This is a genomic window from Ensifer sp. Root31 (genome assembly GCF_001424825.1).
GTDB classification, from domain to species: Bacteria; Pseudomonadota; Alphaproteobacteria; order Rhizobiales; family Rhizobiaceae; genus Ensifer; species Ensifer canadensis.
The window spans coordinates 293320-318212 of record NZ_LMCO01000034.1 but is presented as its reverse complement, the minus strand read 5'-3'; the positions used below and the strand labels follow the sequence as shown (position 1 = coordinate 318212).

Annotated in this window: 21 protein-coding genes; 4 read left to right on the top strand and 17 right to left on the bottom strand. The window is 61.9% G+C overall.

From position 1 onward, the window contains the following. Positions 1-10 precede the first annotated feature (10 nt). The 6 genes from ASD00_RS26015 to ASD00_RS25990 all read right to left on the bottom strand — a co-directional run bounded on the left by ASD00_RS26015 (position 11) and on the right by ASD00_RS25990 (position 6163). Entirely contained in the window at positions 11-1261 is a 1251-nt protein-coding gene (locus ASD00_RS26015; protein ID WP_057210041.1) for an FAD-binding oxidoreductase, read from the bottom strand. 7 nt (positions 1262-1268) lie between these two features. Next, positions 1269-1991 (bottom strand): amino acid ABC transporter ATP-binding protein, encoded by a 723-nt coding sequence (locus ASD00_RS26010; RefSeq protein WP_057210039.1) that lies wholly within the window; start codon positions 1989-1991, stop codon positions 1269-1271. Then, positions 1984-2637: an amino acid ABC transporter permease gene (locus ASD00_RS26005; protein WP_025429442.1), complete on the bottom strand. Its 654-nt coding sequence runs from the start codon at positions 2635-2637 to the stop codon at positions 1984-1986. The genes ASD00_RS26010 and ASD00_RS26005 overlap by 8 nt, the downstream gene beginning before the upstream one ends. Positions 2638-2649: 12 nt before the next feature. Continuing rightward, entirely contained in the window at positions 2650-3315 is a 666-nt protein-coding gene (locus ASD00_RS26000; protein WP_025429441.1) for an amino acid ABC transporter permease, read from the bottom strand. A 342-nt stretch (positions 3316-3657) separates the two neighbouring features. Beyond that, positions 3658-4464 carry a transporter substrate-binding domain-containing protein gene (locus ASD00_RS25995; protein WP_025429440.1) on the bottom strand — a complete coding sequence of 269 codons (807 nt, stop codon included), beginning with the start codon at positions 4462-4464 and terminating at the stop codon, positions 3658-3660. A 181-nt stretch (positions 4465-4645) separates the two neighbouring features. Continuing rightward, a complete protein-coding gene (locus ASD00_RS25990; protein ID WP_057210038.1) occupies positions 4646-6163 on the bottom strand; it encodes an aldehyde dehydrogenase (NADP(+)) in 1518 nt (505 codons plus the stop codon). Between the two features lie 144 nt (positions 6164-6307). Between ASD00_RS25990 and ASD00_RS25985 the strand changes: the two genes are divergently transcribed. Then, the gene (locus tag ASD00_RS25985) at positions 6308-7345 is read left to right on the top strand and encodes an Ldh family oxidoreductase (protein ID WP_057210036.1); all 1038 of its coding nucleotides are present in this window, start codon (positions 6308-6310) and stop codon (positions 7343-7345) included. A gap of 202 nt (positions 7346-7547) precedes the next feature. On the opposite strand, the gene ASD00_RS25980 is transcribed toward ASD00_RS25985, so the two are convergent. After that, the gene (locus tag ASD00_RS25980; protein WP_225906519.1) at positions 7548-8318 is read right to left on the bottom strand and encodes an NIPSNAP family protein; all 771 of its coding nucleotides are present in this window, start codon (positions 8316-8318) and stop codon (positions 7548-7550) included. A 100-nt stretch (positions 8319-8418) separates the two neighbouring features. Here ASD00_RS25980 and ASD00_RS25975 point away from each other — a divergent pair, with 100 nt between their 5' ends. Next, positions 8419-9057 carry a TetR/AcrR family transcriptional regulator gene (locus ASD00_RS25975; RefSeq protein ID WP_057210033.1) on the top strand — a complete coding sequence of 213 codons (639 nt, stop codon included), beginning with the start codon at positions 8419-8421 and terminating at the stop codon, positions 9055-9057. 168 nt (positions 9058-9225) lie between these two features. Here the strand turns inward: ASD00_RS25975 and ASD00_RS25970 are convergent, their stop codons facing one another. Together ASD00_RS25970 and ASD00_RS25965 are read right to left on the bottom strand one after the other, a co-directional pair. After that, complete coding sequence (locus ASD00_RS25970) at positions 9226-10188, bottom strand: dihydrodipicolinate synthase family protein (RefSeq protein WP_057210031.1); 963 nt, start codon at positions 10186-10188, stop codon at positions 9226-9228. Positions 10189-10312: 124 nt separating this feature from the next. After that, positions 10313-11017 (bottom strand): GntR family transcriptional regulator, encoded by a 705-nt coding sequence (locus ASD00_RS25965; RefSeq protein WP_057210029.1) that lies wholly within the window; start codon positions 11015-11017, stop codon positions 10313-10315. A gap of 589 nt (positions 11018-11606) precedes the next feature. Here ASD00_RS25965 and ASD00_RS25960 point away from each other — a divergent pair. Continuing rightward, positions 11607-13292, top strand: coding sequence for an arylsulfatase (locus ASD00_RS25960; RefSeq protein WP_057210027.1), 1686 nt, complete (start codon positions 11607-11609; stop codon positions 13290-13292). A gap of 202 nt (positions 13293-13494) precedes the next feature. On the opposite strand, the gene ASD00_RS25955 is transcribed toward ASD00_RS25960, so the two are convergent. Then, complete coding sequence (locus tag ASD00_RS25955) at positions 13495-14646, bottom strand: hypothetical protein (protein WP_057210025.1); 1152 nt, start codon at positions 14644-14646, stop codon at positions 13495-13497. A gap of 445 nt (positions 14647-15091) precedes the next feature. Between ASD00_RS25955 and ASD00_RS25950 the strand changes: the two genes are divergently transcribed. After that, a complete protein-coding gene (locus ASD00_RS25950) occupies positions 15092-15742 on the top strand; it encodes a DUF480 domain-containing protein (RefSeq protein WP_057210023.1) in 651 nt (216 codons plus the stop codon). 72 nt (positions 15743-15814) lie between these two features. On the opposite strand, the gene ASD00_RS41020 is transcribed toward ASD00_RS25950, so the two are convergent. From ASD00_RS41020 to ASD00_RS25915, 7 genes are all read right to left on the bottom strand, one after another. Next, positions 15815-15976: a hypothetical protein gene (locus tag ASD00_RS41020; protein ID WP_164474997.1), complete on the bottom strand. Its 162-nt coding sequence runs from the start codon at positions 15974-15976 to the stop codon at positions 15815-15817. 521 nt (positions 15977-16497) lie between these two features. Then, the gene (locus ASD00_RS25940; protein ID WP_025429430.1) at positions 16498-17346 is read right to left on the bottom strand and encodes a sugar phosphate isomerase/epimerase family protein; all 849 of its coding nucleotides are present in this window, start codon (positions 17344-17346) and stop codon (positions 16498-16500) included. Beyond that, a complete protein-coding gene (locus ASD00_RS25935; protein WP_025429429.1) occupies positions 17343-18668 on the bottom strand; it encodes a DUF6005 family protein in 1326 nt (441 codons plus the stop codon). Before ASD00_RS25935 ends, ASD00_RS25940 begins: the two co-directional genes overlap by 4 nt. Then, a complete protein-coding gene (locus tag ASD00_RS25930; RefSeq protein WP_057210018.1) occupies positions 18665-19945 on the bottom strand; it encodes an AMP-binding protein in 1281 nt (426 codons plus the stop codon). The genes ASD00_RS25935 and ASD00_RS25930 overlap by 4 nt, the downstream gene beginning before the upstream one ends. Further along, positions 19942-21684: an IucA/IucC family protein gene (locus ASD00_RS25925; RefSeq protein ID WP_057210017.1), complete on the bottom strand. Its 1743-nt coding sequence runs from the start codon at positions 21682-21684 to the stop codon at positions 19942-19944. The genes ASD00_RS25930 and ASD00_RS25925 overlap by 4 nt, the downstream gene beginning before the upstream one ends. Continuing rightward, a complete protein-coding gene (locus tag ASD00_RS25920) occupies positions 21668-23452 on the bottom strand; it encodes an IucA/IucC family protein (protein ID WP_057210015.1) in 1785 nt (594 codons plus the stop codon). The genes ASD00_RS25925 and ASD00_RS25920 overlap by 17 nt, the downstream gene beginning before the upstream one ends. A 606-nt stretch (positions 23453-24058) precedes the next feature. Continuing rightward, positions 24059-24889 (bottom strand): helix-turn-helix domain-containing protein, encoded by an 831-nt coding sequence (locus ASD00_RS25915; RefSeq protein WP_057210013.1) that lies wholly within the window; start codon positions 24887-24889, stop codon positions 24059-24061. Positions 24890-24893 lie beyond the last annotated feature (4 nt).

Here is a 24893-nt window from a genome sequence, read left to right as displayed (position 1 = left end):
GAAACCTCTGTCAGAACCGTTGAGGCGAGAAGGGGGCGATGTCAATCGTCGGAGCCTGGCCGGTCAAAAGATCCGCGACGAGCCGGGCGGTGCCCGCCGATTGGGTCAGGCCGAGATGGCCGTGACCGAAAGCGTAGACGACCCGCGATGTCGCGCGGGCGCGGCCGATGGCCGGAAGGCTGTCGGGCAGCGACGGGCGGAAGCCCATCCACTGCACGCCACCTTCGGGCTTGAGCCCCGGCAGGAAGGTTCGTGCCTTCTGCAGCATGGCTTCGGACCGGCGGTAGTTCGGCGGCAGTTGCAACCCGCCGAGCTCGACTGCGCCGCCGACACGGACACCGGTCGAGAGCCGGGTGACGACGAAGCCATGGCCGCCGAAGGTGACCTGCGTGCGCAGGTCGAAGGCGTCTGCCGGCAGCGTGGTGTTGTAGCCGCGCTCGGTTTCGAGCGGGATGCTCTCGCCGAGAGATTTGGCAATCCGGTGGGAGAACGCACCGGCCGCGAGCACGACCTGTGCCGCCCGCCGCGTCGCGCCACTTGTGGTCCGAATTTCGACGCCGCCATCGATTGGCGCCAGGGCCGTAACGTCGGCGCGCTCGATCGCCCCGCCCTTGGCGCGGAAGTGTTCTGCCAGCGCCAGCGTATAGAGCTTCGGGTCGGCAATGGAAAACCAGCCCGGCGTAAAGGTGCCATGGGTGAAGCGGGGCGCCAGACCCGGCTGGATCTCAGCCATCTCGGCTGCGCCCATATGGCGGAATTCGATGCCATGGTCCGCACGCGCCCGCCATCCGGGCAGCGAAGCCTTGAGTTCGGCTTCGCTTTCATAGACCTGAAGATTGCCATCCTTGCGCAGCATCGGCAGGGTGCCGGTTGCGGCAAGGAACGGCTCCAACTCGACCTTGGAGAGGTCCATCATCGCCGTCTGGGCGGCCGTCGAATGCGCCACCCGCTTTGGCGAGCAGGCGCGCCAGAAACGGAACATCCACGGCGCGATCTGCGCGGCGTAGGCCGGCGGGATGCTCAGCGGCCCGAGCGGGTCGAGCAGCCATTTCGGCGCCTTCTTGAGGATGCCGGGCGAGGCGAGCGGCAGGATGTCGGTGAAGGCGAAGGCCCCGGCGTTTCCCGCCGAGGCTCCAGCTGCCGGGCCTTCCCGGTCGAGCACGGTGACCGAAAGCCCCCGTGCCTGGGCCGCTATCGCGGCGGAAAGGCCGACAACGCCGGCGCCGATGACGATGACGTCAGGCTGAGCTGCATCCTTCATGATCGGCTCAATGCGTCGCTGCCAGGAACTTCTGCAGTTCCGGATCCTTCGGCGCGCCGAACAGCTCCTCCGGCGGGGCGATCTCGGCCATCACGCCCTTGTGGAAGAAGGCCACCCGATCGGACACTTCGCGGGCGAATTTCATCTCGTGGGTGACGCAGATCATCGTCATGCCTTCGGAGGCGAGCATGCGCAGCGTGTCGAGCACTTCGCCGACGAGCTGCGGGTCGAGCGCCGAGGTCACTTCGTCGAACAGCATGTAGGCCGGGGACATGGCAAGGGCGCGGGCAATCGCCATGCGCTGCTGCTGGCCGCCCGACATGCGGTTGGGATAGACCGAAAGCTTGTCGCCAAGGCCGACATGAGTGAGCTGTTTTACGGCCATGGCCTCGGCCTCGGCTTTCGACTGACCCAGCACCTTGCGCGGTGCGAGCATAACGTTTTCGAGCACGGTCAGATGCGGGAAGGCGTTGAACTGCTGGAAGACGATGCCGAGCTTACGGCGCAGCTTGTTGAGGTTCGTCGCTTTTGCATGCACATCGGTGCCGTCGACCACGATTCGTCCGCCGTCTATGGTCTCGAGCCCGTTGATGCAGGTTAGCAGCGTTGACTTACCCGAACCGGAGCCGCCGATGATGGTCAGGACTTCGCCCTTCTTCACGGTGAGGTCGATACCCTTCAGAACTTCCAACGGGCCGAAGGATTTGCGAACGTTTTCAATCTCAATCATTGGGGGACCACCGTTTTTCGAGATACCCACCAAGCCGGGCGATGGGGAAGCTGATGAGGAAATAGATTGCACCACAGATCAGGAGAATGAACAGCGGTTCCTGCAGGCGGGTGACGAGAATCTGCGAGGCGCGCAGAAGCTCGATCAGACCGAGCCAGAGCACGAGTGCCGAGTCCTTCATGACGCCGAGCGTGAGGCCGATCCAGGACGGAAGCGAAACGCGGGTGGCAAGCGGCGCCACGATGTAGCGCATGTCCTGCCACCAGGTCATGCCCAGCGAGCGTGCCGCGCGGCGTGTGGTCGGCGGCACCGACGAGATGCCGCCGCGCACGATCTCGGTGCAATAGGCGGCCGTGTAGAGCGACAGCACCACGCAAGAGGTCGTGAACGGCCCCCAGCCCATTTTGGCGATGGACTGGAAGGCATTGGCCAACACGAGCTGGATCAGGAGCGGAACGGAGCGAAACACGTCGAGCACGAAGGTCAGCGGCGCCGACCAGTAGGGGCCGGCTTGAACACGGATCACCCCGAAGAGGATGCCGAGCAGCGTACCGGCGGTAACCGAAACGGCGGTGACGGCGAGCGTCATCGCCGCACCCTGTGCAAGGAAGGCGAGATCACTCCAGGTGAGGGCGGTATTGAACATCTCTCACCTCTCTCAGTAACGGAACATGCGCGAGGCGATTGCTCGGGCAGCGAGGGTCACGGCCTTGGCGATCACGTAGTAGATCACGGCTGCCAGGGCGAAGAATTCGAAGGTGCGGAAGGACCGGGCGTTCAGTTCCTGGGTGATGCCGGCGAGGTCGGTGTTCATGCCGACGGTGACGCCGAGTGAGGTCATCAGGATTGCCCAGACCATCTGGTTGGTGGTCGGCAGGAAGGCGACGCGCAGCATCTGCGGCAGGATGATGTAGCGGAAGGCCTGCAGCGCCGTCATGCCGAGCGAACGGCCGGCACGGGTCTGCGTATCCGGGATCGCTTTCAGGGCGCCGCGGAAGTTTTCAGCCAGATAGCCCGCATTGTTGAAGGCAATGCCGACGAGCAGCGCCGTGTAGGGGCTCAGATGGATGCCGAAATTGCCGAGGCCGAAATGGGCCATGTAGATCTGGAACAGCGCGGGGGTGTTGCGCGCGATCTCGATCCAGGCGGTGGCAAAGCCACTGAGGATGCGATTGCCGGACAGGCGGAACCCGGTCAGGGCGAGCGCGCAAATGACGCCGATGAGCATCGACAGCAGCGCGATCTGCAGCGTGACCAGCGCGCCGTCAAGCATTTGCGGCAATGCTTTCAGCGCCTGGTTCCAGTGGAAGGAGTAATTGAACATCGCCGTCTCACCTTTTCGAAAATGAGTGGTACCAACCTGCGCTGATATTGGCCGATTGCGCCGGAGCGATTTTAGCTTCCGGCAAGCAGACAACCGCAACCGGACCAGACGGTCCGGTGAGGATTGTCGACGCGGTCCGGGGGCCAAAAGCGCCCGGCCCTTCGGGTGGGCCGTGTGTCGGCCACCGGCAGTGTCGCAATCCTCGACCGATGCCAAGGCATCGCTCTAAGGTCCGCTCCTTGCCGGATGACCGCACACGGTCCCACGCAATCGGTCAATATCAGCGCAGGTTGGTACAACGGCGCGAGACGTTTGCCTCGCGCCGCCAGAGAAACGGACAGATTAGCGGTAGACGCCGTTCACCGCCAGCGAAGGCAGTTCGCCGCCGACCCACTTCTCGTAGAGTTCGGCATAGCGGCCGGTGCGGACCTGCTGGTTGATGAAGAGGTTGAGGTAGTTGATGAGGCCGTATTCTTCGCGGTTGGTGAAGAGAGCCACGTAGTCGATGTCGAACGGCGCCTTGCCGACAACCGAGATACCGGCGAACTTGCCGGTCTTCACGTTGGCCTGCGCCACGGTCGAGGTCGACACCGTTGCGTCGATCTGGCCCTGGCTAAGCGCGAGGAAGACGTCGGCCTGCGTCTGGTAAGGACGGAATTCGCCCGCACCCCATTCCTTGACCTGCTTTTCCAGCGCGATCGCTTCGAAGGTGCCGGCGGTGGCGCCGACGACCTTGCCCTTCATGTCCTCGAAGGACTTGATGCCGGTCTTGTCGTTGGCGGTAACGGCCATTTCGAAGGCGAAGTAGGGAACGGTCATGCCGACGGTCTTGGCACGCTCGAGCGTATCGGAGGTCGAGGCGACGCCGACGTCAACGCGGCCGGACATCAGCGCGGGAATGCGCTCGGGGAAGGGAGTTTCGACGATCTCGGCCGTGACGCCCAGCGCCTTGGCAAGGTCGTTGCAGTAGTCGACGTCGAAGCCGACCGGATTGTTGTTCTCGTCGCGAGAACCCATCGGCGGGAAGTCGAGAACCACTGCGCAACGCAGCGTACCCGAGCCGATGATGTCATCCAGCTTGTCGGCGTGGGCCGGGCTGGTCAGAGCAGTGGCGGCAACGAGGCCGAAGGCTAGGACCGAGGTCTTCATTTTTCTCTCTCCCTGAATTGGTGCGCCGTTTGACGGCGAGCGCAATATTCCGCGTTGGAGAGCGTAAATCAACTTAAAAATACAAACAGTATACAAAAAGTATATGATCGTGACGTCATTGGCCCGCAGGGATCCCATTTGTTTCGCAAAATGGGGTCCCTGCGCAGCGATCGGTCGCGGATCAGTTCAGGAAATCTTCCGGCAGCAGGGCTTCCGGCAGGTTCTGGTAGGAGACCGGACGCAGGAAGCGGCGGATCGACATGGTGCCGACGCTGGTCGCGCCAAAGTTCGTCGAGGCCGGATACGGCCCGCCATGCACCATGGAATCGACGACCTCGACACCGGTCGGGAAACCGTTGACGAGCAGGCGGCCCGCCTTGCGCTCAAGGATGGGGCGCAGGCGACGGGCCGGCTCGATGTCGCCGGCATCCATGTGCACGGTGACCGTCAGCTGTCCCTGGAGACCGCGCGCGAGCTGTTCCATCTCGGCTTCCGAATTTACCCGGACGACGAGGCCGAGCGGGCCGAAGACTTCCTCGCCGAGCGCATGGTCGGCCAGAAACTGGCTGCCGGTCGTCTCGAACAGGTTGGGCGACGCGGCGCGGTCCGACGAGCTGGTCTCGAGCAGCGGCTTGACGCTGTTGCGGGTGGTGAAACGCTCCTGGCCGTCGCGGTAGGCCTTGGCGATGCCATCGGTCAGCATGGTCTGCGGCGCCACCTTTGCGAGCGCATCGACGGCAGCGGCCGTGAAGCGGTCAGCATCGGATCCTTCGATCACCACCGCGATGCCGGGATTGGTGCAGAACTGGCCGGCACCCATGGTCAGCGAACCGGCCCAGCCCTGTCCAAGCGCCTCGGCACGTGCCTTCAAGGCTTCCGGCAGCAGGAACATCGGGTTGACCGAGCCGAGCTCGCCGAAGAACGGGATTGGTTCGGGGCGGGCGGCGCACAGATCGAAGAGCGCGCGTCCGCCGGCGAGCGAGCCGGTGAAGCCGACGGCCTTGATCAGCGGATGCTTGACGAGCGCGTGGCCGACGTCGCGGCTGCCGCCTTGGATCAGCGAAAAGACTCCCGGGTGAACGCCGCACTTGCGGATGGCGGCTTCGACGGCCTCAGCGACGATCTCGCCGGTGCCGGGATGGGCCGAATGACCCTTGACCACCACCGGGCAACCGGCAGCCAGCGCCGCTGCGGTATCGCCGCCTGCGGTGGAAAAGGCGAGCGGGAAGTTGGAGGCGCCAAAAACGGCGACCGGGCCGATCGGCCGCTGGATCAGCCGGATTTCCGGACGGGGCGCCGGCTGGCGCTCGGGGAGGGGCGCATCGACACGTCGGTCGAGGTAGTCGCCCGCCTCGATATGGTCGGCAAACAGTCTCAGCTGACCGGTGGTGCGGCCGCGTTCGCCCTGCAGCCGCGCTTCCGGCAGGCCGGTTTCCTGGCTGCCAATCGCGGTAATGGCTTCGGCCCGTGCCTCGATCTCGTCGGCGATGGCGCGCAGGAACGCTGCGCGTTCGGCCCGCGACGAATAGCCGTAGGTCCAGAACGCTTCTTCCGCCGCCTCGCAGGCGCGGTTCACCAGTTCGACCGTGCCGACCGCGAAGTCATGCGCCGGGCCGTGTGCCGGTGTCGAGGCGAAGGTGCCTGCGCCGTCGAGCCACTCGCCGGCGACGAGATGTTTTCCTTTGGGGGTGAAGACCATCTGCGGATCCTTTCTTGAGAACACCGGTGTCTTTCGGCATGAATAGCTGACAGCCGAATTGCACTCGGCGGTTCTTTGTATACTCTATGTATGCATAACTTCAACCGCCCACAACAGGGTCATACGCAGTCAGAAAGGTACAAGATGAGTGAGACCACCACCCTGACAATCGCCGCAGTTCAGGAGCGGGTCGAGGCGATCTTCCGCAAGGCCGGGCTCAATGCCGTCCAGGCCGGCGCCCTTGCGCGGGTGATCGTGGCAGGCGAACGCGACGCCTGCAAGTCGCATGGCATCTACCGTATCGAAGGCGCGCTGCGCACCGTCAAGGCCGGTAAGGTAAAGCCGGACGCCACTCCCGAGCTTCTACCGCAGGAAGGCTCGGCGATCGTCAAGGTCAATGCCATGGGTGGTTTTGCCAATCCGGCCTTCGAGCTTGGCCTGCCTGTTCTGGCCGAGCGTGCCCGAACCCTGGGGCTTGCCGCCCTCGTCATCAATGACTGCACCCATTTCTCGGCGCTCTGGCCCGAGGCGGAAGGACTGACGGATATGGGCCTTGCCGGGCTCGTCATGTGCCCGAGCTATGCGACGGTCGCGCCGACCGGCGGCAACAAGCCGTTGCTCGGCACCAACCCGTTTGCCTTCGCCTGGCCGCGCGAAGGCCGTCCGCCCTATGTCTTCGACTTTGCGACCTCCGTTGCCGCACGCGGCGAGATCGAGCTGCACCGCCGTGCCGGCAAGCCGCTGCCGGAGGGCTGGGCGATCGACGCGTCGGGCAATCCGACGACCGATCCGGATGCCGCACTTGCTGGCGCCATGCTGCCGTTCGGTGGCCATAAGGGTTCGGCCATCGGCACGATGATCGAACTCCTGGCCGGCATCATGATCGGCGACCTGACTAGCCCGGAAGTGCTCGACTATCTCGGCACCACCACATTGGCGCCGTTCCATGGCGAACTGATCATCGCCTTCTCGCCGGAGGCATTTGCCGCCGGGCGTCCCGGCAATCCGTTCGACCGCGCCGAGGTCCTGTTTGACGCCATTCTCGGCCAGGGCGCGCGCCTGCCGTCTCAGCGCCGCTTCGCCGCCCGCGCAAAGTCTGAGGTCGATGGCATCACCCTGACGGCCGCCGAGATGGAGCAACTCGAGCGCCTGCACACACTTGGGCTCGATGCCGTGGCGTAAAATCCAGGCGGGGGCACTCAGCCCGCTTCTGGCACTCAGTAAAACGAAAGGTCATCCCGGAGAGCCTAGCCTTTCCCAAAATGTGGAACCAGGTTGCCCTGGTTCCACATTTTCAGAATCTGCCGGTAACGGGTTCATTGAACGGGCATCCGGTAACAAAGGCCGCGAGATCACCGAGAAGATGCGCCCCCAACGCAATGCGTCACGGCAGCAGGGATCGTGCCGTCGGCGTCAGCCGCAACACCTCGTTCTGCCGCCACGTTCGCCGCTCCATCTCCGAAACGACCTCCGTGATCCAGGTCTCGGAGTGCGCAAGTTCGGCAAGATGCGTCTCGTAGGCAGCCAGACTGGGGAAAGCGGAGAACCAGACGAAGACGGTCTCCCCTTCGCGCACAGGCAGCCTGGGGAAAGTGTTCGGGCTCTGCTCGGTGACCAATGCTGCCAACACCGTAGCCGAGGTTTGCTCCAGATATGGCCTGACAACGGCTTCAAAGAACACGGCAAACGCGTCGTCCGTGCGTGGTGCGAGATAACAGATCGTCGCAACCACAAGACCGCGCCGTACATCCGCCGCGCCAGAGGCGGCGCGCGTGACGCCCGACCGCGCAAAGCCGGTATCGGGCGATGCGGGCCGCAGGAGCAGAACGTTGTCCGAATTGATCATCGTTCCGTTCGCCTGCTCGCGGTGAGCTGCCCACACCGGGCCCGTATAGAACGAGTTCAATGCCGCTGCGCGGGACGGCATGTCGCGAAAGCCTCGCAGCCATACAAAGCTGTCGGGATCATCAAGGTCGCGGAATTGTCCCATCACGCTCATTCCCTGCGCTTCCTGGGGTTCGATGAACTCGCGATCGAACAGGTCGATCAGCGTCTCCCTGGTGTTCGGCCGAAGCCGATACCGCCGCAGTTCAACGATCGCGTTGGTCGGATCGTCCGTAGCCGTCAGTGGTTCGCTCATTGTGAATACAGTCATGGCCACCTTTCCTCGGAACAGGACAATCGTCCTGTTTTGTAATACAGGACAGTTGTCCTGTTTTGTCAACCTGTTATAACCAGGAGGAAAGGAAGGACCCATGTCGGAACGACCTACCTCGTCGCATAGACGCATGAACGATCCCGAAGGACTAAGGCAGCGGCTTGTGGATGCTGCCTACGCTGCATTCTCGACCCGCGGCTACCATTCCAGTGCCCTCCACGACTTGAAGCGCGAGGCGGGCGTCACGGGTGGAGCGCTCGCCCATCATTTCCCCACCAAGAAGGCCCTTGGCCTCGCCGTTATTCAGGATCGGGTGGCGGAAGCCGTCGAGTTGACCTGGATCACGCCAGTCAATCTTGCGACGACGACGGCCGACGGTATCCAAGCGGTGTTCGCAGCCATCATTTCCGAACTGGAGCGGAAAGGGGCAGTGTCGGGCTGTCCGTTGAACAATCTCGCTCTTGAACTGTCGCGCGAGGACGAAGATTTCCAGGCCGCGATCGAGGCGATCTTCATGCGTTGGAGGTCAGCCATCGCCGACAAGCTAAGGGGCGACCTCCGGGCGGCCCCCGTTCACGATTTCGATTCTGAGGCCATGGCAACCCTGGTCGTAGCAACCTATTCCGGTGCGATGGCGATGGCGAAAGCATCCCAGTCCGTGGCTCCCCTGAAGATCTGCGCCGCGCAGCTAACGTCGATCATTCGAAATCAGACGTTGCTGGGGCGCGAACCTTAAGGACGAACAGACGCTGGTTCTCGCTTCCTTCAGATTTTTAAACAAAAAGAACCCCCTAAGTCCTTGCGGTGTAGGGGGTTCAGCAGAAACGTCACCTAAAATTCCACACGTCAGCTAAGGACCCTCCCGACGGGAGGGCCTTCTTGCTAACGCGCGGTCAACCGATGATCAGCCCTTGTATGTCTGCACTGCGCCCGGGAGCTTGCTCCACGCGGCATACCAGCTGTTGAACAGCTTGAACTGCGCTTCGACATAGCCGCGCTGGCTTTCCGACAGGGCGTCGGTCTCGTTGAAGTGCAGCGTGTATTCCTTGTCACCCTTCAGCACCATCATGTGCTTGAAGTAGAGAACCAGATCCGGGCCTTCGTCGAAGGAGGAAAGCACGGCGAGCGCCTGTTCCAGTTCCAGCGCGCGCAGGCGTGCATCGACGTCGCCTTCGGCGGCTGCCCGCGACAGGTTGCACATGTGGATGACTTCCTTCGGCAGCACGCAGCCGATGCCAGTGATGGCGCCGGTTGCGCCGCAGTTGACGAAGCCGTGGAACACAGCCGTGTCGACGCCGATCATCAGCGAGACGCCATCGTCACGGCTGGTGATGTTCTCGGCCGCATAGCGCATGTCGGCGGCGCCGCCGAATTCCTTGAAGCCGACGAGGTTCGGATGTTCGGCGCGCAGCGCGAAGAACAGGTCGGCGCGGGTGGCAAAGCCGTAGTAGGGGCTGTTGTAAATCACCGCCGGCAGGTCCGGGGCAGCCGAGAGGATGGCCTTGAAGTGGTTCTTCTGGGCGGCAACGACCGAGCCGCGCGAAAGCACGCGGGGGATAACCATCAGGCCCTGGGCGCCGACCTTCTGGGCGTGGGCCGCATGGGCGACGGCAGAAGCGGTATTGACCGCGCCGGTGCCGACGATAACCGGAATGCCGGCCTTGACCAGGCGCTCCACGCCTTCCATGCGCTGCGCGTCGGTCAAAAGCGGCCAGTCACCCATCGAACCGCAGTAGACGACTGCGGACATGCCCTGGGCGATCAGTTCCTTGCCTTTGCGCACCAGCGCATCGAAGTTGGGGCTGCGGTCGTCGTTGCACGGGGTCATCAGCGCAGGAATGACGCCGGAGAAAATCTTGGCCTTCATCTCAAACTCCTCAATTGGTCTGTCGAATGGGCTGAGGCCAACGTCATCACCGACGCCGATCTCAGCCTTCGACGGTGACAATATCCTGTTGTATTTTATTTGTCGACAAGAAATCGACAGAAGATTACAGCGCGATATCCAACCGCTCGTCGCGGGTGAAAAGCCGCTTGATCTGAGTGACGATCTGCTCGGCATGCACCTTGGCCAGCTGGTCGGCCGCTTCGACGTTGCGGGCGGCGATCACGGTGATCATGTCCTCGTGCTCGTCGACGAAGCGTTGCGGCAGCTGGTCACCATAGGACTGGTAATAGAGCCGCAGCATCCGCCGGCCTTCGTCGAGGAGCCGGTTGAAGAGGCCGCTGAAATAGGCGTTGCGGCCGGCCTCGGCGATGGCCGAATGAAAGGCGGCGTTGGTGGCGATCATCGCCAGCGCATCCTGGGCCTGCACCGCGGCTGCGAATTCAGCCTGCCGGGCGCGGATGATCTGCAGATCCTCCGGGCGATGATGCTGCGCCGCGAGCCGGGTGGTGACGCGGTACATCAGCACGAGCGCATCGAAGAACGTGTGCATGTTGAGGAAATCGATGCTTGAAACCATCGTCGACCGGTTCGGCAGCGTATCGATCAGGCCCTCGCCGGCCAGCCGCACCAGCGCTTCGCGGATCGGCGTGCGCGACATCTTGAAGCGTTCGGCGAGTTGGACCTCGTCGATCGGGCTGCCCGGCGGCAGGACCAGATCGAGGATTTCGTCACGCAGAAGGTCGTAGACCATCTTTACGCCGGAGCCGCGCTTGCGTTCGAGTGTGGGGTTGGAATCGGTATCGGTCATCTTTAGAATCCTTTTGTCGACACGATAAATACTTCCCCATGTCCGTGGGATCAACTCTGCATAGGCATTGGTTCGAGATCGCGAGGTTTCCCGAGCGTTGGCGTCGTTCGGTACCGGTCCTCTATTTTCGCGCGACGGATGGGTGAGATTGGCAACTTTGCGCCGGCAGTAAACGCTCGCTTCGCGTTGCGGTTTCAAAACTGGCGGAGGAAATGAAGATGTGCGATATTCGTGCCCAAGACGACTGCCACCCTGCGGCAGTTAGTAAAGCGTGACTAGCTGTTGACGCTTCGATGGCCGGTATGTCTGTCGCCGCCCTATGGCGAATTTTCAGAGCAGCATTCACCCTACCCAACATTTTCCGCTGAGACGGCGCTATGCCGCGCAATTTCACAAGCTCATCGTCCCGAATAAATGAGGAGGAGCACCCCTATGCTGTGAGAAGGGCATCCCCCACTACAGCGCCGCGCGTCGTATTAGACACGCAAAGGTCGCTGTAACGCTTTGAATTGCTGCATGTTTTTATCCATAGATCGAATAGGATTTAAGAAAACACGCAGTAGGCCAAGTTAAACGGAGGGAATGAATTATGAGTGGCATGAGAAACCTTTATTTTGGTTTGCTGGCTTCCGTATTCGCGACCGCGCTGGCTGCGCCATCAGTTGCGCAGCAGCCGCAGCCAAAACCCAACATTCTTGTCATCATGGGAGATGATGTCGGCTGGTTCAATATCGGTGCCTATCACCGGGGAATAATGTCCGGGAAGACGCCCAGCCTCGACAAGCTGGCGGCAGAGGGCATGATGTTTACGGACTATTATGCCGAGGCAAGTTGCACTGCTGGACGGGCGAGTTTCATTACCGGTGAAATCCCGCTCCGAACGGGCCTGACGACGGTTGGCCAGGCGGGCGCAGACGTAGGAATGCCTGACAAGGCGGCAACCATAGCCGCCGCGCTGAAGACGGAGGGATACGCCACCGGCCAGTTCGGCAAGAACCATCTCGGCGATCTGAACAAGTTTCTGCCGACACTGCATGGGTTCGACGAGTTCTTCGGTTACCTCTATCACCTCGACGCGATGTCAGACCCCTATTGGTATTCGTTTCCGAACGAACAGTCGTACCGAGACAAGGTCGGGCCGCGCAATCTGGTCCACACCTTTGCTACCGATACGGACGACACATCCGAACAGCCGCGTTGGGGCAAGATCGGCAAGCAGAGGATCGTGGACGAGGGTCCCCTAGCGCCGTACCCTGACATGTCCAACGTTCCGAACATGCATGACATCATGCCCAAGGCCAAATACGACATGGGCTCCTTCGATGAAGTCCTGGTCAAGTCGTCGTGCGATTTCATGGACAAGGCAAAGACAGACGGCAAACCGTTCTTTGTCTGGCACAATACGACGCGAATGCACGTCTGGACTTTCCTGTCGCCAAAATACCAAGCGCTGATGAACAGCGACACCAACTATGGCCTCGAAGAAGCTGGCATGGCGCAGCTCGATGACAGCGTCGGCGCTCTCCTGAAATGCGTGCAAGATGCGGGTGAGACCGACAACACCATCGTCATTTTCACGACCGACAACGGCGCGGAGGTGTTTACCTGGCCCGACGGTGGCATGACCCCGTTCAAGGGCACCAAGGGTACGGTAATGGAGGGCGGGTTCCGCGCGCCGGCCATTATCCGTTGGCCGGGCAAGGTTAAGGCGGGAACGGTCGAGAACGGCATATTTTCTGCCTTGGATTGGTTCCCAACGCTGGTCGCGGCGGCGGGCAACAGCGAGATTACTGACCAGTTGCTCAAGGGCGCGAAGCTGGGCGACAAGACCTACAAGAACCACCTTGATGGCTACAACCAACTCGACCTGTTGACGGGCAAAGGACCATCCGCACGGCATGAATTCTTCTACTTCGGCGGCCCTTCTCTGGGGGCAGTTCGCATCGATGACTTCAAGTATCAGTTCTTCCAGCAGCCTCAGGGTTGGCCCGGTGCGAAGGTAACAACGGACATGCCCACCATGGTCAATATCCGTCAGGACCCATTCGAGCGGACGCCGTCGATTGGCAGTCAAAGCCTCAATGACCTCGGTGGGGGCTACATGAACGACTTCTATGCTCGCGAGTTCTGGCGTTTCGTCAGTGTTCAGCAGGAAGTCGGCAAACTTGCGCTCACCGCGATTGACTATCCGCCAATGCAGGATCCGGCCTCCTTCAACCTGGATGCAGTGAAGAAACAGATCGATGCGGCGATCAAGAACAAGCCGGGGAACTAGTCGAACATGTCGAGACGAGGGTTGTTCGATTGACTGCCCTCATTCTCCCGGTCGGCCGAAATCAGCGGTGTGATATTCCAGCGGACATCCGCTGGAAACGACCGCTTTGCACCGGAAGTCGCGGTTGGGGGCGTTGCTCCATAAGACCGGAAAGAAGCGCGGCTGCCTGGGCCGCGCTAGAGGACATCGAGGATGTCGCGGGTCAAAGTGCCGGTATGTTAGCCTGCGAAAAACCCGCGAACGCCGCTGCCGGCAGCGGACCTGCGGTCATCAAGGTAAAATCGAACGGTGCGCGCACGTCCGGACCGAGCACATACTGGCGATGAACGCGCAGGAAGTTGCGCCTGATCCGCCTATAGCGGTCAGGCGACAGCATGTGCTTGACCTTGATATAGGCGATGGACGGCTGCCTTGCCTCAGGATGCCCCGACAGGGCGACGACACGCGTCTTGTAGAAATGGATCGCATCCGTCAGGCAATGGACCTCGAACCAGAAGATTTCCTTGGCGCGGGCAATTGCCCCGACGCGGGCCCGCAGGGCATGGGCCGGCGCCATCAGCGCGCATTGCAGGATCGCGCCGCCAAGTGTTACGAACACCACCCGTTTGCCTTCGATAACATCCGGCCGCCGCTCGATCAGCATGCCGATGACATGCGCGGCGACACTCGAACCCATGCTGTGCGAGCTGATAAGATACTCGTCGGCGTCCTCGCTGAACGCCTCGCAAGCGGCATCCACACAGCTTTCGAGCCAACGGTTGAAATCGGGCCGATCCAGTCGTGCCATGGCCACGGCCATTTCCCAGTCGGCAAACAGGTGCAGCGTATGGAACTTCGTGGCCAACGGCATCATGACCTGTCGCAGCAGGAGACCGGCCAGCGGTACGCTCCACAGCAGGTTCCAGCTCGAAAGGCTCAGCCAGTGGGGAATGAATGCAACGACTAGGGCCGCTGCCGTCATCAATCCGGCCAGCAGGAAGGGGAACAGGAAAAATAGGCCAAAGCGCCAGGCATGGCGAAAATAACCCCAAAGCCCACGGTTGAACGTTACGTTCAGCGCACTGGCAAATCCGCCGCCCAGCCGGCGTGTGAATGACTGGCGGCTCAAGGTATCGACGAGCACATCGTGATCGAAAACATGGATACGGCTTGAAGTCCGCCAGTCCGGTCCGGCACAGTCGACGTCGAAATGCGTCGCCGCGCCCGTGCTCACCAAGGGCCCGACATCGGACTTGAAGTCCCATACCTCGGCGCTCTGCCGCGCTGAACGGGCGTAACGCCGGCGGTGCGCCTCCGCGTCGAAGGGCTCAAAGCCCGGAAAATGCAGTACGACCCTCTTTTTCACACGGGACATGGGAGGCTTCTGTGATGATGGTTTCGACGGTCGCCGCCAAGCGACGCGGCGGCGATCCCGATTGGGTGACCGCTGGGCATCTGGCGACGTAAGGCGAGGGAGGGCAGGAGGCGGAATCAGCTTGAAATTGACCGGCACCGTATCGATGCGAACTGCGGCGCAATCGTGATCGATCGGGTGGCCAGCGTCGGGCTCGGTGAAATAAAATCAAGGCGACGGTTAGGATCGAGCGAGTTACCTTCAGTCGCTTGCTGCCGGGGATATTCGGACTTGGAAACCGGAAAGCAACTTGGCCTTGGCCGTGCAACGGTCTATCGAGGGGTGCCGTTCGGCCGGCCGGGGATTTCGGGGCTTTCTGCCAAAGACGGGCGGAAAATCCGGGTAGATCAATCCGGTCGGAGAACCCCGGGCTGCCGTTGAACTCGTTGCCGAGAAGAGTGAGCTTATGAACACCAATCCAGACACCGATTTTCCCGAACTCAATGCGATCGAAGCCCGTGTTCTTGGCTGCCTGATCGAGAAGAAGGAAACGACGCCTGACGTCTATCCGCTGACACTCAACTCCCTCCACTCCGCCGCCAACCAGAAGACGGCGCGCGACCCGGTGATGGCGTTGGAACAGGTGGACGTGCATCGTGCGCTCAATTCGCTCGCCCAGAAGGGGTTGGTCCGGCAGGCCTTTGCATCGCGCGTCGAGCGTTATGAACATCAGGCCGCCAACCGCTTTTCGCTGACCTCGCCGCAAATCGTCGTGCTCGGCCTGCTTTTGCTGCGCGGCCCGCAGACAGCCTACGAGCTCTGGTCTCGCAGCGAACGCATGGCGCGGTTCCAGTCGGTCGAGGATCTCAAGGATAACCTCGACCTGATGATCGGACGTCGGCCTCCGCTGATCGTGCAGCTCAACCGCGGCGCCGGCCAGCGCGAAGACCGGTTTGCGCATCTTTTGTGTGGCGAGGTCGATCAGACGATCACCGCGGCGCCGAGCATGCCGTCCTTCGCCACGTCGGGCCTGTCCGAGCTGGAACAGCGCGTACAGACGCTGGAAGAGACTGTGGCGGTGCTCCAGGCTGAAATTGCCGCGCTCAAGGGTCATTGAACGGCCGCGGGGAAAAGACAACCTTGACGCTTGCGAATTGGAGGCCGGCCGCTGTGGCGACCGGCCTCATGTTTACTTTCCCGCCGACGCCGCAGCCGTCCTTGCGGTCTCCGCTTCGCCAATGGCGGCAGCGCATTCCTCGCAGCAGACTTCTACCGTCTTGCCGCCGAGCTTGACCTTGATGCTGTTCTGATCGAGTTCGCAGTCGCAGGCCGCGCAGGTTTTCTGGCTCATCGTCTTCGTCTCCTCTTGGTCGTGATTTCGACCATTGGAGAAGACCATCTGCATGGCAGCGCCGCTGTCAGATTCTTTAGCGATCGATGCGACCGTTGGCAGGTGGCAAGGCGGCACGTCAGCTTCGATTGGGCACACAAGCTGCGGCCGCGCGCGTCTTCCGTATCCTTGCCGGCGCAGCTATGTTTGGGGAAGGGCATGTTTTCTGCCCGCCCTGGGGGTGCTGAAACAGTGCGGCAGTTTCCCAAGCGCCCGTGTCGCGCGGCGAAAAATAGCCCCATAAAAGTTGATTGATTTTCGGCTGCAAGATCGCCAGAGTAGCGAGGTAGAGCACAGCTCGTCCGCTTCAAGTCAAAAATGAGCAAAGCCGCGAACGAGGCAGTATTTCGGTGTTCCGAAACTATATTGATTGACATTTGCAAGACGAAAACAAAAACAAAAAATGGGCCCCGGCATGTACAGCCAGGGCCAATTTTTTATGCGTTGCACCGACAAAGACCGATGACACCGCTAAAACGCAATCACGAAAAGTTGACTGTCCGCCGTATGGGTTCACGCCCCTCGATCACGCCGCGAACCTGCCTGCGATCGCGACGCAGCACATCGAGGCAATCATTGCCGAACCATTCCAGCGATGCGTCGTGCTGTCCGTCGCCCGCGATCTCCAGGAGAAAGCCGGTATAATCGACCGTGCCTTCGAGCAACGGCGTCATGCCGTCGCGACGGCCGGCCGCGGCATAGACGTTTGCCGGTTCGAAGACCGAGAGGTCAGACCGGTCGCGGATGTTCTTCAGATGGTAATGGCGGATGTGCGGCATCATCTGGCGATGCACGGCGATTGGATCGTCGCCGCCCTCCCAGACATGGAGCGTATCGAAATTGATCGCGAAGGCGGGTTGGTCGACCTCCTCGATGAGACGCAATGTCGAGGCCGCAGTATCGGCCAGCGTCTTCGGATGTGTCTCCGCCAGCAGTTGAATGCCGTAGCTGGCAGTGATCGCGCATATCTCTCTCAGCCGCTCCACGATGCGCTGCCGCTCTTCGTGGGAGACGGAGAGACTGCCGCAATTGCCGGCGAAGGTACGGATTTTGCGGGATCTCCAGCGGCGGGCGAGCCTGCAGAGCTCGACAGTCTTGTGCCGCAGCGTCTCCGTATCGCCGTCGAGCGGCAGATAGTCGCTGATCATCGGCACATTCAGCCCGAAAGTATCGAGCCAATCGGCATTGCGGTCGGGCTGCTGCGCCAGGTTGCGTGCATGCGCACCCCAGAGCTCGATCCCCTGAAAATCGTTGGATTGCGCCCAGGCGGCGATTTCGCCGAGGGAAATCAGATGATGGCGAAACGTGATCGTGCACAGCGATATGTTCATCGCGCAACCCTTTTCAGCGTGGGCCTCTCCAGCATGGGAATGTCGGCGGCAATGTTCTGTTCACACCAGAGATCGAAGATCTCGGCGAGCTTGCCTTTCAGTTTCGTCTCGATCCGGTCGGCTTCTGCCAGCCGCTCGAACACCGGGGTGGCCAAGGCGCGGTCGCCGGTCTGGCTCAGCTTCATGCAATCGTAGTGCAGCGATTTCAACGCCTGGACGAGCGCCTCGATCTCTTCGCACCAGCCTTCGAACTCGGCGGCCGGCAGCTTTAGGGCTCGCCAGAAGAACGCAAAGCCATGCTCGTAGGCGTATTTGCGGATGGTGATGACGGGCAGTTCGCGCACGGCCTCCGTGAGGTCGGAGAGGTCGATGCCGCCGCGTCCGTCGATATGAGCCGTGACGATCATGCGAACGGTGTCGGCCAGCGGATTGCTGTCTCTGATAAAGCAGGCCTCGAAATAGGCCTTGAGGTCTTCGGCTGCCGGTGGCCGAGCCTCTGCATTGTCGAAGACATAGCCGCCGCCGACGGTCGGCTGCATCACCGCATGGATCACCTTGTCCCGCGCGATCTCGCCTTCCCAACGGTAGTCGGGATCATGCACGAACCACGTATCGGGGTCGGCGGTTTCCTGCAGCATGAGGTAGTGCGGGAAGGGGTTCTGGTTGAACTTGTTCTCGCGCTCCGGCAGGTGGAACATGTCGAGCATGACCATGACGGAGCCGGTATCTGCGCGCCGTTTGACGAGGTCGAGCATCACGGTGAGATTTTCGCTCTTGCTGATGTCAGGGTCGTACCATTCGTAAACGGTGACGCCGTAGAGCCGCTGAAACCAGCTGCGGAAGAATTCATGGCTGATCTCGGGTGCATGATAGAGAAGCTGGAAGCGGTCGCTGAGCCCAAATTTCGCGTCCCAGACACCGAAATAGAACGGTCGGTGGTCCAGGCCCTTTCGCTTCAGCCCGTCGCAGACGCAACTGACGAAGCAGTGCACCTTGATGTCGTAATAGGCCTCGCCATGCACGCCTTCGTCTGTCGTACCGCCGGTTAATGGAAACGATGGGACGAGCGTCTCGATCGACTTCGGCTCATAGAGCGCGGCGAGATCGGCGACCGTCTGGACATCCTGGCGGGCGATCGCCTCTTCCGGAACACTCAGCCCGTATTCCAGCTCCAAATTGAGAAAGATCTGCAGGATCAGGACGGAATCGAGATAGAGGTCCTCGTTGAGGCGAGCGTCGGGGCCGAAGCCGTCGAGATGCGGATGCATCATATGGTCGCTGAGGACCTCGTGGATCGCCTCGAGGATTTCGTTGCTGGTCATGACGCGGCTCCGGCGATCGGTTTGGTGAACTCACCGGCGGCGTGCCGGGCGGCAACCTCGCGGCGGCTGATCTTGCCATTGGCCTGGCGCGGGATGGTGTCGACCTGGCGGATGTCCATCGGCAATTGATGGCTGGCGAGATGCAGACTGCACCATTCGCGGATCGCCTGCGGCGCGATGGTTTGACTGGCACTGAACAGGAGCGCCACGCGCTCCCCGGCAAAGCGGTCGCCCATGCGGAAGGCAACGGCGTCGCCGACTTCGGCCATCGCCATCACCGCATCCTCGACATCCCTCGGATAAACGTTGAGACCGGAGACATTGATCATGTCGTCCATGCGCGACACAAAGACCAGCATGCCGTCATCGCGGCGATAGCCGAGATCGCGGGTGTGGATGGCGATACCGTCGCCCTTCGTCACGACGATTTCACCTGCATTTTCCGCATTGCTGCCGGTCTGCGGCAGAAGATGCGGCAGCACGAACCCCATGTCGCCGGCGGCGGTGACATCCGGATTGATCGCGATGCATCCGGCTTCGGAGCAGCCATATTGCTGGAACATATGCCGGCTCCTGGCCCTGATCTGGGCAAACCAGGGATCCGGCAGCAGCGTGCCCGAAGTCATCGTCGCATGGATCTGCTCGCCCTCGGGCAGCAGCCGGGCAAGCGTGTGCAGGATGGCCGGCGACGAATAGAGCAGCGGCCGCTCGATCTCGCGAAGAACCTTCATGAGATATTTCGGATTGGCGGTGTTGACGATAACCGGCGTCTGGCCGCGCTTGAGCGCCACCAGGATGCCGCAGATCAGGCCATAGGAATGGGTCGTCGGGCAGGCGATGACCGGGGTCATGTCCTCCGGCGCGCGGAAGATGCCAATATAGCTTTCGATCTCGGCGTCGATATCCTCCCAGCTGCGCGCCACGCATTTCGGCGCCTCTGTCGTGCCCGAACTCATCTGCAGCAGCGTGCCAACCGGCAAGGCGTTTGCGGGTCGTTCCAGCACTTCGGCCGTGAGGCTGTTGTAGAACAACCGGTCGCAGCCGGCCCCGATCGCAAGCTTGCGCGCGGCGGCATAGGGCGTGCCCGGATGGATCGGCAACACGCTGGCGCCGGCCTTGCGGATGGCGAAGAATAGCGCCAGCCAGTCGATGGTTTCGGCAAAGCAGACCGCGTAGCGTCCGTCGTCGCGGTCCTTCAGGCCGATCTGCCCGGCCAGGCGTGCGGATGTTTCGTCGAGATAGGCGCGATCATAGAGCCTGTCGTCGATACGGATCATAGCTTTCTCCTTCGTTGAAGCCTGTCCGCGGCCAAGGCATTGGGCACCACGTGGTGGTACTCGGGCTTGCGCGCGAAGAGCTTCCTCGTCATCAGGGATTCGGTGAGAATTTCGGGGCCGTCGTGGCCGAGCTGCGCCTGCCGGCCCGCCGTGCCATGCCTATGCGGATAGGCTGACAGCAGGCTTTCGACCCGCTGCCAGAACAGCGGTTCGCGAAGATCGTAGCAATGGTCGAGAAGATGGCTGATCTCGCTCAGATTGTAGACGAAGAGAGTGTCCATCACCAGTTCGCGCAGCGAATCCAGATTGTCCGTCCAGTAGAACTGGTCCGGCTCGGCGTCCCGGTAGAGCGGATGCAGGGATGGAAAATCGGGCGCCTTTTCCGGTTCGCGCAGAAAGCCCGGCGAGAATTCGATGCTCTCGTGGAAGTCCCGCAGGATCAACCGGACCGGCCATCCGTCGCGATGCACGAGCAGCATGTTCTGGCCATGCGCCTCGACGGCAATGCCGTGATGGACGAGCAGATGCCAGACCGGCAAGACGGCGACTTCGAGCAACCGGTTGATCCATGGCATCAGGCCGAAGCGCCGGATCCAGTCGTCGGCAAAGGGCCGCCCGTCTGTCTCCATCATCATCAACGCGGTGAAGGGAACGACGGCTTCTCCGGTTTCCAGCGTTGCTTGCGCGCTCTGGCGCCAGATCGCGCCCACTTGTCCGGCCAACGGCTCGTCCGCATCGGCGATGATCCCGGCATATTCCTGCAGGATGGTGAGCGGGTATTGTTCGCTGAACAGCGGATCTGAAGCGACGATCTCGCCGATCCAGCTTGAGATAACCGGCGCGGTGCAGACCGAATGCGGTTCCAGGATGCGGCGCGAGGACGTGTTGACGATGTTGAGCGGTAGCTTGACGCTTGCCGCTTGCGGTCGGTTCTGGTTGAGCAAGGAGCGTACCGACTGGGTCGCCGTGTAGGGGTCGCCCGCCGGGCCGAGGCAATGGGCATCGCCGTCTGCGAGCCAGCCGGCAAGCAGTGTTTCGCTCAGGTTGCGCCATTGCCACGGATGCAGCGGCACGAGCCCGAAATCCTCAGTGCAGACACCGAGCTGCTGTTGCATGCCCTGAAGATGCGCCCAGGTTTCCCCGCCAAGTTCGGTCCGCCAGAATGCCTCTTCTGTGTCGGGCAGCGTCTGGCGCAGATGCTTGCGCGCGACGAGCAGCCAGACGAGCTGAAACGACTGGCCGGCCTCCGGGCCGAAGAGGGCATGGTCCGCCTGGGAGAAGCCGGTGCGGGCCTTGTAGCAGGGGTGGTAGGGATGCCCCTCGTCGATTGCACCTTCGAGCTCGGCGAAGGACATCTCCCGCCGCGGACGGGCGATAAGATGACGGTCATTCCACTCGGAAAAGGCAATCGTCTGCATCATCTCGTTCAGCAGCTTGCCGCGGGTGATGCCGCTGCCGGGCAGGGCGGAAACCACAACCGAGAGCGACGCCTCGCCCCAGCTGCCGTCGCTTTCCCGCATCTGCACCGATCCCGGCAATGGCCGGATTCGCCCGAATGCGCCGAGGATGGCATCGCACCGAAAGTCGCGGCCGCCGAGCGTCCAACGAAAATGCGTTGCACCATCGCCGCCGCCCTCGCTTTGGCGCGCTTCGATGACGCCTTCGAACAGAAGGGCGGCGGCAAGCTGGCGAAGCACCCGGTCGTCGGGGCGTCCCTGGAGATCAAGAGGCAATGGCATGGCTGGTCCTCAGGGTCGTCAGCGCCGCGGGTGCCCGCAAAGGGTTTGGAACGGGGCGATAAAGGACCGGCGCGTGGTCGGATTGCAGTTCGTCGACATTGAACAGCCGGGTGGTCAGGTTGGCCTTCGACGCGATCGTCGGCAGGTCCAGCACATGCCGGGCGAAATCCCGTCCGGCGCCGGTCATGCCGAACGCGCATTGCTCCAGGTGGTTCCGGAGCATCCTGAGAAGCGTGCCTTCGTCGCACAATCCGTCGTGGCCCATGCGGCTGATCACCGAGAAGACCTGATTGACGATGAGGTAATAGGCGAAGCGGTCGCGGATTTCGCTTTCGGGAAAATAGAGCGACGGGATCGTCTCGGTTTCAGGGACGTGGCTTGCGAGCAGGCTGCGATAGCGTTCGGAGAGATAGAAGCCCTGGTTATCGCGGTAGTAGCTGACCGTGGGGTAACTGGCGCCGATGTCGAGCAGGCTGTTTTGCTGGTGCGCTTCAAGGGCGACGCCGTAGTCGTCGTAGAGTCGGATCAGCGGCTCGACGGCGCAATCGAGATAGCGTTGGAACCAGGCGATGCAGACGTCGGCGAGACGCTCTCCATCGCTGCTGGCGAGCGTGCGCAGGAGTTTTTCGAGCCTCGACGGTGTTTGCGCAAGCGGGTCGGCCGTCAGCGCGGCCACGGTTATGACGCCCTGTCCGTTGCCGTGCGCGAAGGGGTTTTCGCGCAGGATGACCTCGAAGCCGCTCTCGCTGTGACCCGGCAAATCGAGCGTGATGTAGGCCGGGTCCTGGATGATCCTGAAGTTCGCCGCGCGTTTAGCCAGGCCGATCCGGTCGACGAGCTTGGCCATGGCGACACCGGCCTCCAGCTCCTGCGTTCGGTTCAGGCGTACGGAATTGGTGATGCGCACCGGCAGGGAAAACTTGAGCATCCAGTCTTCAGCAGCACCATAGACCGTGCGGACGGACGACGTTGCGCTGAAGAGAGAACCGGTTGGGCCGAGGTGACGCAGGATGCCGGCCCGCTGCATCGCCTGAATACCGGGATCGAGAAGCAGGGCTTCCGCCTGCAACGGGTGCATCGGCAGCAGGCATTCGTCACCGGCAAGGCCCAGCCCTTCCGCGTCAAGTCCTGACAGCGAGCGGATGATATCGGGTGCCTGTATCGAGCGGGAGGATGCGTGACTGACGTGGTCCGCCTTCGCAGCGAAATAATGCAGCTTGAACTGGCCGCGCAGTTCCGGCGCATAGCTTTCCTGCTGCCAATAGGTCATGCCCTGCCGGCTCTTCGGCGTGGGGTGCAGCCAGTGCCCGAAGACAAGTGACTGCTCGGCCTCGAGAAAATCGTTGGCGTCTTCCTGACGCGGTTGCGCCCTGTCGACGTAGAGGGCGGTCTGCTGATAGCTTTCGAGCACCCGGATCAGAAGCTCGAGCTCGAAGCCGCGCAACGCATCTGTCTGACCGGCGTCGTCCTGACGGTAGGCGGCCTGGACCAGCATATGGAGCGCAGACATCAGCTCGATCGGACGCCACGACCGATCGGAGACGTTGCGCCCCCAGGCCCTGCCGAAGTGAAGCGGGCCGCACAGCGACGATGAGGTGACCTCGACGCGCAGGATCATTTGCTGGCGGGGAAGCGACCATTCGATGCTGTCGCAGGATCCGCTGGCGGTCCGGTGCCTGACCGGCACGCCGGGATTGACCTCCCTGAGGTAGCAGTTGGCGAAGCTTTGAAATGTCGCAGTTTCTGCGATTTGCCTAGACGATTTCATGTCTGTCGATCCTCGGCACGCGACATGCAAAGTCGCGCAATCGCGCCGCGTGGGAGGCGCAACGCATTGAATTTTCGTAGTGAACGGGCTCAGGTCGGCGTGATATGCATCACGCACGGTCTGCCAGCCGCCCGAGGAGGCGGATGGGATTGGCGCAGGATATGGCGGGCTGACAGCCGGGCGCCACATGAGGTTGGCCCAGGCGGGCGCGATTGACGACGTCCGTTTGAACGGTTGGTGCGGACGGAAGCGATATGTGTCGGCGACGCCGCGTGCCAGGTCGTGAACGTCAATGCATCGGTCGCCATCGCTCCAGGAAGAAACGAACCTGTGCGGTCACGTTTTTCCTCGAACGGCGGACGTCCGTTGCGGCATTCCGGTGAGCTCATCTTCCACCCGTCTCGGCTTCGGCGCGGTGCTTCAGCATGCGCTTTCATACAAAGACGACCGGCTCCCGATTTTTTTTCACCGATCCGGAATTTTTTATGATTATTTTTGTCCAGTTAAATCCGAGCCCGGTCCCCAAGGCGGATCGGTGCCGGGTCGCACGTCGCAATCGCCCGGCAGGGCGTGGCGACGCGGCCCTCAGGCAGGCAATTTTGGGTATTAGCGCAGATGCAGGGCGCGCTGGAATTCGGCGGGCGTGCGCCCATAGGCCTGTTTGAAGGACGCACTGAAATGGCTGTGGCTGGAAAAGCCGAGGTCGAGGCCGAGTGCCGTCAGGTCAGGGCAGGAGCCGAGCAGGTCCAGCGCTCGCGCAAGCCGCAGCCGCAACTGATAGCGATAGAGCGGCATGGCTTCGACCTGCTGGAAAACCTGGGTGAGATAAACAGGTGACACGCCGACCTCCGTTGCCACCTCGGCCAATGTCCAGCGGCGGGCGAGATCGGTCGAAAGAACCAGCTTCGCCCGATCGACCAGCTTTTCGCGCCCATAGGTCGTAGCAGCGCTATGCGACGTCCTCTCGCCGAGCGAACGCCGGATCAATGTCAGCGTCAGGGTCTCGGCTTCGAGCGTTTCGGCAATCCCGCGGCGAAGGCTGTAACGCAACAGCGCGACAAGCGCCTGCGCTCGTGGATCGATCCGCCGGCGCGGTCTTTTGAACGCGGCAAGCGCCCCCGACCGCAATTGCTCCTTCGGCGCGAGTTCGCAGAGGATGGCTTCGTCCACTTGCACGTCGAGGCATGCATCGCCGCCTTCGATCGGATGACTGACGCGATAGTCTTCGCTGCGGTTGAAGAAGATCACCTGATTGGATTCAGCCACCGTATCGGCCTTGCCCACATGCCGCATGAACACGCCGCGATAGGGATAGACGAGGCTTGTGCGGTGGGAGCATTCCTCGCCGCTTTTCCCGCGACACGCGCCATCGCAGACCACGTCCCGCAGCGAGGCGGTCGAGGTGTCGAGAAGCGTCTGGCACGAAAACTGGGACATTGCG